This is a genomic window from Rubripirellula obstinata (genome assembly GCF_001642955.1).
Lineage (GTDB): Bacteria > Planctomycetota > Planctomycetia > Pirellulales > Pirellulaceae > Rubripirellula > Rubripirellula obstinata.
Map to the genome: position 1 here is coordinate 14,235 of NZ_LWSK01000004.1, position 11,970 is coordinate 26,204.

Below are 11,970 nucleotides of genomic sequence, written 5' to 3' on the forward strand. Positions count from 1 at the left end.
GGATCAGCTACGACTGAACTTTTTTAGCCGTCGCCAAACCCGTCGGTGTTGGCTTTGCGGTTGATTCGTTTCAGCGTTCCTCGCAGCACGCGTCCCGTGCCAATTTCCTCGAACCGATCAAACCCGTCGTCCATCATTCGCCGAATGGAGGCTTCCCAAAGCACGGGGCCAACGACTTGGCGTGACAACAGATCGCGAATCTCATCCGCGGAAGTATGAGCAGCCGCATCGACATTGCTGTACACCGGAATCCGAGTGTCGGTGATCGTGATGTCGTCCAGTGCTGACTTCAGAGTTTCAACGGCCGATTGCATGATCGGCGTGTGGAACGCACCAGCAACGGAAAGCGGAATCACCTTCATCGCACCGGCTTCGGTCGCGACTGGAATCAGTTTTTCGATCGCCGATTTGTGTCCAGAAACCGCAATGTTGCCAGGGCAAAGCAGGTTGGCGGTCTGCAGTACTTCGTCGCCTTCGCGGCATTGGGCACAAAGCCCTTGCAAGGTTTCTAGGTCCAGTCCCAACACGCTCGCCATGCCCGATTCGGCGGCATCCGATGCGGCTTGCATCGCTTGGCCGCGTTTTTGCACCAAGCGAACCGCGTCGGCAAATTCCAATCCGCCCGCAAAGCAAACCGCGGTGTATTCACCCAAGCTCAAACCGGCGGCACCGCCGATGGCATGGATGCGATCAGGTTGTTCCGATTCCAAAACTGTGGCCGCCGCGATGCCAACGACAAACAAAGCAGGCTGACAGAACTCGGTCGAATTGAGCTTTTCGATCGGGCCATTTTCACAGATCGACCGCAAGTCATAACCCAGGATTTCACCGGCTTGTGCGAATAAATCGGCTGCCGATGAATGGTTTTCGCAGAGCCAGCCGCCCATGCCGAGTGCTTGTGCGCCCTGACCAGGAAAGAGAATCGCTGAGGTGTTCATAAAAAATAAGGCCCGGCGTTAACCGAGCCTACTGCATTTGAAATGGTCGAAAACTGGTACTTCTGGGGCCTAAGCTTCTTGAGGCTCAACCACCGTGCGGCCTTGGTAATACCCGCATTTTGGGCAAACCGTGTGAGTCGGCACAGCACTGCTGCATTGTGGGCAGTACGCGATCTGCTTTTTCTTGACGCGATCGTGGCTACGGCGTTTGCCGGTTCGGCTGTTGGAGTGTTTGCGTTTTGGGACGGCCATCGTCGGAGCTTCCGAAGGAGTCGCTTGAATTGGGAATTGGGTGATTTGTAGCCGCGTATCGTAGGAAACGACTACCTGATTCGTCAACCACTATCCGGCACTATCCGGCCCAGATTTTGCGGGACTCCGGTATTCGACCAACCTTCGTTGGAGTCCAGGCTTTAGCCGCTCCCGCTGTTTGCGAATCGCCTAAAGGCTAGACTCCAGCCGAAACCGCCAATTTTTCGCCCACCGCCATGCCCATATTGACTTTGCTTGCCGCCAAAAAGGCGAATTGCACGCGTTTTAGGCCCGCATCGGACAACTGCTGCTGAATTTCTTCCAAGCCTGGCATTTGCCCGGCGACCGTGGCCAGGTCCAGCCGCAGTGCTTCAATGGCTTCCGCTAAATGCGGTGCCGAAGGGCCTCGAAACAAATCAATCACGACGACTCGACCGCCGGCTGCCGTCGCCTCGACCGCTTTTTTAATCAGATTTTTGACCTGCTCTGGCCCCAAACAAGCGATCCGCTGAGCGATCAAGACTAGGTCAAACGACTCTGCTGGCACCGGTGCCGACACTGGATCACCCTCGATCGCCGAAAACCGGTCCGCCATTTCGATCGATTCAGCGGTCGCTTTGGCTGCTTCAATCGACGCCGCATCATCAACCACGGTGACAGTGGACTCAGCGTCACGGTGTGCCATCGCACAACTCCAAACTGCCGATCCGCCACCCAAATCCAAAATCCGAATCCCCGGTTTTTGGTCTTCGCCGCCGATATCCAAAATCTCAGCCGCCTGCATCGCTGACGCGGTATGAGCCCACTGGGTCGCGGCCAAGTAATGATGCTGAAATTTGTCATCGTTGCCCGACCGATCGGTTTTCCCCTGAATTCGGTCAGCCAATTTTTCCCACAACGAATCGCCCAGATCATCGTCGTACTGACACAACAAATGCCCGGCCCGCGACAACGCATGGTCGTTGTCATATTTCTCCACGATCCCAACGGCCATCAAAGCATCGATCATCAACGGCAACGAAGATTCCTGCAGCTTCAAATTCTGAACCAATTGCTCCATCGTCCGCTGACCACCGCGAAGCTCATCGATCAGCCCAATTTTTCTAGCCGCGCGAAGCAAGTGTGACGAAGCATTAACCTGCATCAAGCCTTGGTACTGAGCGAGGATGCGTTCTTGAGCGGTGGACATGGTGACGATCGATTCAATGAAGTGACAGGACAGAGCTAACGTGCTTGGACATAGCCTTTATCGTCGTGTCTTCGATTCGTCGTGTCAATTTGCCGAACACCATGTAGGCCGGAACAAGCTCCGCGCAGTTCCGGCAATTGCATGGCACGGTGTTGGATTGCACGGTGTTGGATGGCACGGTGTTGGATTGCCGGAACTGCGCCGAGCTTGTTCCGGCCTACTAACCAGCCAATCGATGCACATGCACATCGTTCTTCCCCAGATGCGATTGCGTTAGATCAACCAAGTGTTCGTGGTGGGTGAACATGATCACTTGTGTTTGCGTGGATAGCTGGGACAGAACTTTCATCGCGGCCACCGCGCGGTCGTTGTCGAGTTGTTGCAGACAGTCGTCCACAATCAGTGGCATTGGTTTGCCCTGGTCGCAGCGATGTTTTAGCGAGGCCAATCGCATGGCCAGGTACAACGAATCCGCTGTTCCGTCGCTCATGCTGGACGCGGGCACGTCGTCGTTACCATCACGCACGCCATGCAACACGGGATGGTCCTTGTCGTCGTAATCGACCTTCAACCCGACGTAATCGCCGCAGGTCAATTCGCGAAAATAGCCTTCGGCAATTTTCATCACGGGTTCCTGGTTTTCGCCGCGATAGTGTTCGATCGCACGCCGCAAAATTCCGCTCGCCAAACGCAGACGGACGTACTGTTCCGCATCATGGCCGATTTCGCCCAACTGAGACGCGAGGGTTTGCGAAATTTCGGACGCCTTGGTTCCGCCATCGATCTGCCGCATCTTTAAATTCAACTCACCCAGTTCCAGCGTGATCGTTTCAATCTCTTTCGCGACTTGCGTGCGTTGTCTTTGCGAATCTTCCAGTTGTTCCTCCAGCACACCGGGCTGAGCGTCCTTGATCGAATCGATGAAAGATTCAATCGATTGACCGCGAGCCAAACGTTTCAGGTCAACTTCAGCCTGATGCAATCGGTCGGCAATTTTTTGTCGCAATCGTGATTGCGTCTCAAACTCGGGCAATTGATCAGGCTGTTCGCATCCCGCTTCGCGGCAAAGGTCGGCGACCAACACTTCCAGACGTTGCATGTCCGCCGATTCATTTTCCAGCTCGGTGCTTTTGGCCTGAATCTGCTTGGACAATCGACTGCGTTCCGCCTCATTTTCGGCTGCCTGGTCAACACGTCTGCCGAGTGATTCGATCAGCGGCGTGATTCGCTGCAGCAACACGCTGGTGTCTTGGCAGTCCAAATCGAGTTCTGCATTGTTATCAGCCCCGTCGCCGTCGATTGCCTTGATCAACCGTGCCACCGACATGCCATACGCTGCGGTTTCATTTTCAATCGACGTCATCCGATGCAACAAATCATCACGTTCCTTCTTGATCGCACCGAGATCCTTGATCGCATCGAGCATTGGAACGATGTCGTCGGGTGTGGGCGACGCGGAACTTAGAGAGGCGGTCGCAGCGTCCCATTGCGATTGCCATGTTTTCATCTCGTCGGTTCGCTGTGACAGCATCGATTCCGCTTCCTGCAAATCAGCCTGCATGCCCGCGATGCGTTGACTGACGGAATCGTATTCCCGTTGCCGTTTTTGTTCCTGTTCGGCCGTCGTTTTGGCCAAGTCGTACAACGCGAACAATGATTCGGTATCATTCGAATCGTCTGATGAGAGATCGATGTTTGCCGAGGAAGATTGCAAGGCGTCGGACAGTTGCTTGATGGCCATTTTGATGGCGTTGCCTGCTTGTGCGACCTCACTCTCTAATTCTGCCAACACATCGGCTTGCTCAACCAGGTCTTGGTGCAGGCCGATCCAGTCTTTCATCGCAGCGGGCGACTTCGCGGTCACGCCAATCACCGACCAAAGGTCACGCCATTCTTGCTTGGTCTGTTCCAGCAACGATGTTTTTTCAGCGACTCGCTGGGCGGCTTGCGCGGCTTTGGTCGTCAGCCGGCGAATGTTGACGACCATTGATTCTCGCTGAGTCACCTCTTTTTGATGCAATCGCAATTGGTCCACAATCTCGTCCGATCGCCTGACCCACTGGATTAAGTCGTCCACATCGACGTCATCATTGTCATCGGCTAGTTGGCTTGATTCTGCGTCTGCATCGCCAGCCAAAACACCCGAGCGTTTTGACAATCTTTCAAGCTGTTCGTTACGCCGCGAGCGTGCTTGTTGCAGCGACGCGGCCGATGGCAAATGGTCGCCAGTTTCAATGGCTTCGTATTCGGCCTCGGCATCGGCCAATTGGTTTTTCAGATCGTCGCAATCGCGAATCGCAACTTGCAATTCGTCATCACAATCGTCTAGCTGTTTGGTCAACCCATCGATCGAACTCTGGTCGGGCAGAGCGGTACTAATCCACTGCTGAATTGACGTGTCGGCACCCAATCGCTTGGAGATCGTTTCGCATTTCGATTTCCGCAAATCTCGCCTTGCCACCGCCTCGCTAAGTGTTTTGGCCAGGTTCGTGGGCGAATCAACTTCGCTTAGAACTCGCGTCAGCTTTGCCGATGGGTCAGCTCGTTCCAATGATTTCAGTTCTTCGTTTGCTTTGGAAATTCGGTCGCTCAGTTTTGCGACCTGTCGCTGGGTGTCCTCGCTGGTTGCGACTAGTTGTGCATAGCTGGCCGCCAGTCGCCCCACTTTGTTTCGCTGAGTTTCGTTGAGCCGGAACTGATCGACTTGCGAAGTCAGGTCATCGTTGTCGTCTTGTTTTTTGTCCACTTCATTCTTTGAATCCTGAGCCAAGTCGGCGATCCGTTTACGCAGGTCGCGTTCCTGGCTGCTGAGCACTTTGGTCATGTAACCAGTTCGATCGACTTCGCCTTTTTCGCGAACCGGCAACTCTTTTAGCAGCGTCTCGATTTCGCTTCGATGCTTCAAGACAACACCGTCTTCGCCAACGCCTGAAAGCTGCTCGTTCAGTTCGGCGAGTATTTGTTGTAGTCGTTTGACGTTGTTGGATGCGACGTCAATCGAAACGCTGACGTCACGACGACGATCAGAAAAGCTGTCTTCCAGAATCGCGGCGCTGGCGACCGCACTGAATTCTTCATTGGCCGATTGCCAAGCGGGGATAATCGGCAAGGCATCGATCTGGGCCGCCAATACCGCACGTTTTTCGGATAGCGATTCGCTTTCCTGTTTCAGCCGATCTAGTTCAGCCCTTTTCGCAGCCAAGCTCTTTTCCAGTTCGGCGTACTCGGCGGGCGGCACCTGGGATTGCTTCAGCGTTTCGCGGGTTTCTTTGGACGCCTTCAAAGCATCGGTGATTTTTGATTTACCCTGCTTCTTCAGCAACGCCTCTTCTTCGGCACGCAGTTCGTCCTGCACTTTCTTCAAACGCCCCAATCCTGCACCGGCGGCGAACAGCATTTCGCCCAGTTCACCCTCGCCCTGCAAAATCATTCGCCCTCCGTCAACGAGTTCGTTGTGGTTGATCAAGAACTGAGTGCCGAACGTTGCCTGGTCGATTCCCGCCAGCATCGATTCCAGATTCGCATCATCGATCGCTGATTTCCCATCCGCTCCATCAAGCACGGTCCCTTTGCGGCCTTTCTTTCGGATGCAGTGCAACGAGTTTTCGCCGTCGCGAATCACACCGCCAACCCGCAGTTTCTTCATCGGATGCAGATAGTCGTCCTTTGTCTGAACGGGAAATCCATACAGCCATGCATCAATGGCTCGCATCGAAGTCGATTTCCCCGATTCATTTTTGCCAACGATCATGTGGAAACGGTTCGGCCCGGCGGATAGGTCAACCGTGACATCCGTTAGGTGTCCAAACGCAATCAAATCCAATCGATCAATGTTCATAAAGGAGCGCCGGTGGCTAAGCAGTCGTGTTTAGTTTCTGGTGGGCCCAACTACTTTACAGCCAATCGGCGAAAGTCGCACGGGCGTGCATCCGGAAGCAGGGCGAGGTGCCATACCGTGGCGAATTGCCAGTCACGGGAGATGGCCGGGGTCCGACAACGAATGCGTTCTGATCGGGCAAACGCGGCGAAGTCTTCCGGATGGAACGGTTACGACGGTTGTGCATCGATCGCTTGTACGATCCGCAAAGTTTACGTGATTCGGTCTCGTTCACATTGGCTTTTATGAGCCAACTTTCAATCGGACGCACAGGGCTCCTGGTTTTTGGCAATCGATGTTCGATCGCCCGATTGGAGCAACGTCCAGCCGGTCCGCCAAAAGTGGCCGGATCCATTTTCAATATTTGTGATTCGCCGCTCGGCACCGACTGAGCTGTACTAAGCACCGTAACTAGGGAAATTAAAATGACTCGAATTAACACCAACGTATCGTCTCTTGTTGCTCAAAACCGACTTGCATCAAGCAACAAAGACTTAAACTCTGCTTTGACTCGTCTTAGCACCGGACTTCGCATCAACAACGGTTCGGACGACCCGGCCGGCTTGATCGCTTCCGAAGCTCTTCGATCGGAAATCACCGGTCTGGGCAAAGCCATCACCAACACACAACGTGCCGGTCAAATCATCAGCACCGCCGACAGCGCCCTGGGCCAAGTCGGTAACCTGTTGAACGACGTTCGCGGTTTGGTTGCCGAAGCCGCTAACAGTGGTGCACTGAGCGATGAAGAAATCGCTGCAAACCAATTGCAACTTGACAGCTCATTGGAAGCCATCAACCGAATCGCTCAAACAACCACCTTCCAAGGTCGAAAGTTGCTTGACGGATCGCTTGATTACAACAGCACTGCCTCCAGCGTTGGATCGCTGGAAGACGTTGACATTTCCAAGGCAAAGCTTGGTACCGCCAGTAGCATCGACGTCAGCGTTGACATCAAATCGGCTGCCGAAAAGGGTTCGATCAGCGTTGGAGCAGACGCGTTCAACGTCGCTACAACCGACGCGGTTGGAACGAGCGAAGTTGCGACCAAGACGCTTAGCTTCGACGTCGGCAGTGAAACGATTACTGTTCGCGGTGGTGCTGACTTGGCAAGCTTCGCGCTGACTCAAAATGACGGGCTTGATGGTGCCGCTGCTGCATCAGGAACCAGCACTGCGACCGCGATCGAAATTGAATTCGATGGTGACTCCAATACATCAACGGTAGCAGATGTTCTGACGGCGTTGAACGGAATTGAAGGAATCGTTGCGACCTCCAGTGGCGATAGCAGCACCAACGTTGCCGCCGCGGTCACAACCGTCAACGCAACTGACGGTGAAAACGTCGGAATTGAGGTCACCGCAGCGAATGAAGAAGCGGTCACGATCAATTACACGCAAGGCACCGACGCTGATGTTGTTGCAACATTCGATGCGACTGCCAACACGCTGAATGTCGCGTTGGGCACTACATCTAGCAACAACACGCTGTCCAATATCAAGGCTCAAATTGATGGCGAAACCGGCGTCAATTCAAGACTCCTCGATGCAGCCGGTGAGGCACTGACAGGCTTTGATGACCTGACCGTATCGGGCACGGCTCTTCCTGCTGACGTTACTGCCGAAAACGTCAAGGCTGGCCTGAAAGATTCGCTTGTCTTCCAATTGAACGGAACCAACGGAGCTGAAACATTCAACTTTGGTGCCGGAACCACGCAAGCACAAATCAAGGCTGCTGTTAACTTGGTCAGCGACGCCACCGGCGTTGTCGCCGATGACGCAGACGGATTGTCCTTCACCAGCGATTCCTACGGCAGCGATGCATTGGTCAACGTCGAAGTGATCAGCGAAGGCGATGACGGAACGTTTGGTGCAGCTCTTTCCAGCACTCGCGCCAAGGGAACTGATATCAAGGCCAGCATCAATGGCGTCGAAGCAAGTGGTTCGGGAAACAGCTTCTCGATCAACACTTCGTCACTTGCACTTAACATGACGGTCAGCGACGGAAGCACGACTGACTTCAGCTTCCAAATCAGCGGTGGCGGTGCAACGTTCCAATTGGGACCAGGCGTTTCAAGCCAACAACAAGCTAGCTTGGGCATTGGCAGCGTCAGCACCGGCAAGCTTGGTGGTGCATCAGGACGTCTTTACGAATTGGGCACCGGACAAGCCAAGAGCCTGACCAATGACGTCAGCGGTGCTGCGAAGATCATTGACGAAGTCATCGGCAAGGTCACCGCACTTCGCGGTCGTTTGGGTGCATTCCAATCGACGACTTTGGAAAGCAACTTGGCTAGCTTGGGCGAATCCCGCACCAACCTGCAAGAAGCTGAAAGCTCGATCCGTGACGCCGACTTCGCTCAAGAATCAGCCAACCTGACCCGAGCACAAATCCTGGTTCAATCGGGCACGAACGTGCTTTCACTGGCCAACCAGAACCCACAAAACGCATTGGCACTGTTGGGTTAATCCCCAGCCAGTTCCTAACGCGATTTTCATAGCGAAAAGCCGGTTTGAGACTCTGTCTCAAGCCGGCTTTTTTGCGTTTCGAACCGCCGCTTTCGCAGCAAATGTTGGAGTTTAGCTTTTAGGCGATTTAAAACGGGCCTGAATCGGCCAAAGCCTAGACTCCAGGACAGAAACTTTGCCGGTTGTAAAGATTGCCCACCGCTGGTGGATTCACTTTGATCCTTCTTGGCGTGTTGCCGGGGAAAACCTCGCTCGGAACGCCGATCTCGAATAACGGATGACCTTGCTCTCAACACAGGGGCTCGGCAAGACGCCGAATTCGTACGTCATCACCGGTCCGTCGCGGCCGGGCACACCGGTTCGATCGCGATTCAAACAACGGAAGGTTTCAAACTATGACACGAATCAATACTAACGTCCCCTCACTGATTGCACAAAACCGTCTTCAGTCGAGTAACCAGGATCTCAATACAGCACTCACCCGTCTTAGCACCGGTCTTCGGATCAACAGTGGTGCCGACGACCCCGCAGGTTTGATCGCCAGCGAAGCTCTGCGATCAGAAATCACCAGCCTGGGCAAGGCGGTCAGTAACACCAACCGAGCCAGCCAAATCATCAGCACCGCCGACAGTGCTTTGGGCGAAGTCAGCAACTTGCTGAACGACATTCGTGGGTTGGTCGTCGAAGCGGCGAACTCGGGCGCACTTTCTGACGAAGAAATCGCTGCTAACCAGTTGCAGATCGACAGCTCGCTTGAAGCGATCAACCGAATCGCTCAAACGACAACCTTTCAAGGCCGGAAATTGCTGGACGGTTCATTGGACTTTACCAGCACCGCCAACGGTGTCGATTCGATCAGTGACATCAACATCGACCAAGCCAACCTAGGGGCAACCGGATCGATCAACGTTGACGTCGAAGTCAATGCTGCAGCAACACGTGCATCGATCAGTTCAACCGGAGTTCCGCCGTCAACGACGTCAGCGAGTTCCACCGGCACAATCACCTTTGGATCGCCAGTTGCTGCTGATGAAGCCTCCGGCACGGCGACGTTCGCTAGCTCTAGCACCGTTGGCGTTGAAGCGGCTAATCCAATCACGTTTGCGAACGCAACCACGCCTGACGGCGAAGCGGTTGCTACCCTAACCTTAAGCAGCGGCGTTGACTTGACCGTCACCGCAGTTGACGACGGACCAGCCGACGGAACCGTCGGCAATGACACGACGGTCAACGTGATCACCCAAACCACGGGAACCTCATCAGCAAGCTTCGACGCGGCCACCAACGTGTTAACGTTGACAGTCACCGAAGGCCAGACGACCGCCCAATTGGCGACCGACCTCGGAACCGACGCCAACTTCGCCTTCACCGCCGGTGCCTCCGGCCCCGCGATCACTGATGCTGGCGATACCGGTAACTACACCGACCCAGTCGGTCCTGGTGCCCCCGGATACGATGTCACAACTCTTGGTACCGACGCTACTGATGCAACAACCGGGTTTACATTGTCCGCCGTTGATGGTGGTGCAGCCGATGGGGCCGTTGGTAATGACACGACATTAACTTTCGCATCTGGCACAAGCAACAGTGCGGTTTATGACGCCGCCGCAAACGAGCTAATCGTTTCATTGGTCGATGGTGCAACCATCCAAGACGCCTACGACACCATCAACAGCGATGTTGGTGCTGACTTCGTCGCATCGAACTTGAACAACGGTGACTACACCTATTCAATCACAGACAGCGGTTCCACCACGAACGCCCTGACCGGCGGGACCAGCCCAACTCTTGCGGGCACCTTCGATCTCGAAGCGGTCAACACCGGCGCGGCTGACGGAACGACTGGTAACGACACCACGCTGAACCTAATCGCCGGAACCGGTGTTGGCACAACGGCCCTGTTCAATGCAGACACCAACCAAGTTGACATCACCGTTGGTGAAGGCGCGACGATCGAGGACATTGCTAACGCCATTAATGACGATGGAACGCTTTTGACTCGAAATTTGCAAAACGGCAACGCGTTGTTCAACGCCGCTGATTTGGGAACCAACGACCCTGCCTTCACAGGCGGTACCGACGACAGTGTTGATGATGTGATCACCGTCCGTGCCGATGACCCATCAGCAACCTTCGACGGAACCACGATCAGTTTGGCTGCGGACAATTCGCTGGCCGCAGGCACAGCATCGGCATCGCTGGACACCGATGGAAACATCGTCGTCAATGTCAGCAGCCTCGGCGAGGTCGCCGTTGGAACGATTTCCCAGGCCATCAGTGACTTGGATGGTTTCACGGCGGAAGTCAGTGCGGCCGCGGGCGACGGATCCGTAGACATCGTCAGTGAACTCGCTGCCGGTTCCATCGCAACAGCCGATCTAGCTGGCGGAGTGTTTGGTGGTGGACTGAACGCCGACCTGGTCGTTCAAGTTCGCGGTGCTGAAGGCTCCGAAGTGTTCCAGTTTGAAAAGGGTGCATCGCTGGAAAGCATCGTGCAATCCATCAACTTGGTATCAGACGCGACGGGCGTCTTGGCTGAAGACGACGGTGGAAGCTTAAAGCTTAGCAGCCAGTTGTACGGTTCCGATGGCACAATCGACATCGAAGTGATCAGCGAAGGCGCTGGCGGAACGTTCAAGAGTGGATTGACTTCCTCGACCGCTGCGGGTACCGACATCAGTGCTACCGTTAACGGAATCACCGCCGATGGCGACGGAAACAGCTTCTCGATTAACACATCAACACTGGACATCAACTTGACTGTCAACGATGGTAGTTCAGATAACTTTACCTTCGCCATCTCCGGTGGCGGTGCCAAGTTCCAACTCGGCCCCGATGTCACCACGACCCAGCAAGCACGTCTCGGTATCGGCAGTTTATCGACCGGACAATTGGGCGGCCCTGCTGGTCGTCTTTACGAACTGGGCAGCGGTCAAGCGAAGAGCCTGACCAACGATGTCGGCGGAGCAGCCAAGGTGATCGATGATGTGATCAGCAAGGTAACCGGCCTTCGTGGTCGATTGGGTGCGTTCCAAGCAACGACTTTGAACAGTAACTTGGTCAGCTTGAAAGAAACACAAGCGAACCTGCTAGAAGCAGAAAGCTCGATCCGTGACGCTGACTTCGCACAAGAATCAGCGAACCTGACACGAGCTCAGATTCTGACCCAGTCCGGCACCAACGTGCTGTCGCTGGCTAACCAGAACCCGCAAAACGTGTTGGCGTTGCTCGGGTAATCGATCGCAAGAT

6 protein-coding genes are annotated in these 11,970 nt (G+C 54.7%); 2 read left to right on the forward strand and 4 right to left on the reverse strand.

Translation table 11 applies throughout. From position 1 onward, the window contains the following. Positions 1-23: 23 nt before the first annotated feature. From fabD to RC85_RS02245, 4 genes are all read right to left on the reverse strand, one after another. Positions 24-938 (reverse strand): ACP S-malonyltransferase, encoded by a 915-nt coding sequence (fabD, locus tag RC85_RS02230; RefSeq protein WP_068258257.1) that lies wholly within the window; start codon positions 936-938, stop codon positions 24-26. A 69-nt stretch (positions 939-1,007) separates the two neighbouring features. Further along, the gene (gene rpmF / locus RC85_RS02235; protein WP_068258364.1) at positions 1,008-1,190 is read right to left on the reverse strand and encodes a 50S ribosomal protein L32; all 183 of its coding nucleotides are present in this window, start codon (positions 1,188-1,190) and stop codon (positions 1,008-1,010) included. 196 nt (positions 1,191-1,386) lie between these two features. After that, positions 1,387-2,379, reverse strand: a complete 993-nt coding sequence (locus tag RC85_RS02240) for a class I SAM-dependent methyltransferase (RefSeq protein ID WP_068258258.1) — start codon at positions 2,377-2,379, stop codon at positions 1,387-1,389. 220 nt (positions 2,380-2,599) lie between these two features. Next, complete coding sequence (locus RC85_RS02245) at positions 2,600-6,217, reverse strand: YhaN family protein (protein WP_068258259.1); 3,618 nt, start codon at positions 6,215-6,217, stop codon at positions 2,600-2,602. A 464-nt stretch (positions 6,218-6,681) separates the two neighbouring features. Here RC85_RS02245 and RC85_RS02255 point away from each other — a divergent pair, with 464 nt between their 5' ends. Beyond that, complete coding sequence (locus tag RC85_RS02255) at positions 6,682-8,721, forward strand: flagellin N-terminal helical domain-containing protein (RefSeq protein ID WP_068258261.1); 2,040 nt, start codon at positions 6,682-6,684, stop codon at positions 8,719-8,721. A 395-nt stretch (positions 8,722-9,116) separates the two neighbouring features. Then, positions 9,117-11,957: a flagellin N-terminal helical domain-containing protein gene (locus RC85_RS26050; RefSeq protein WP_084422284.1), complete on the forward strand. Its 2,841-nt coding sequence runs from the start codon at positions 9,117-9,119 to the stop codon at positions 11,955-11,957. The last annotated feature ends 13 nt before the right edge of the window (positions 11,958-11,970 follow it).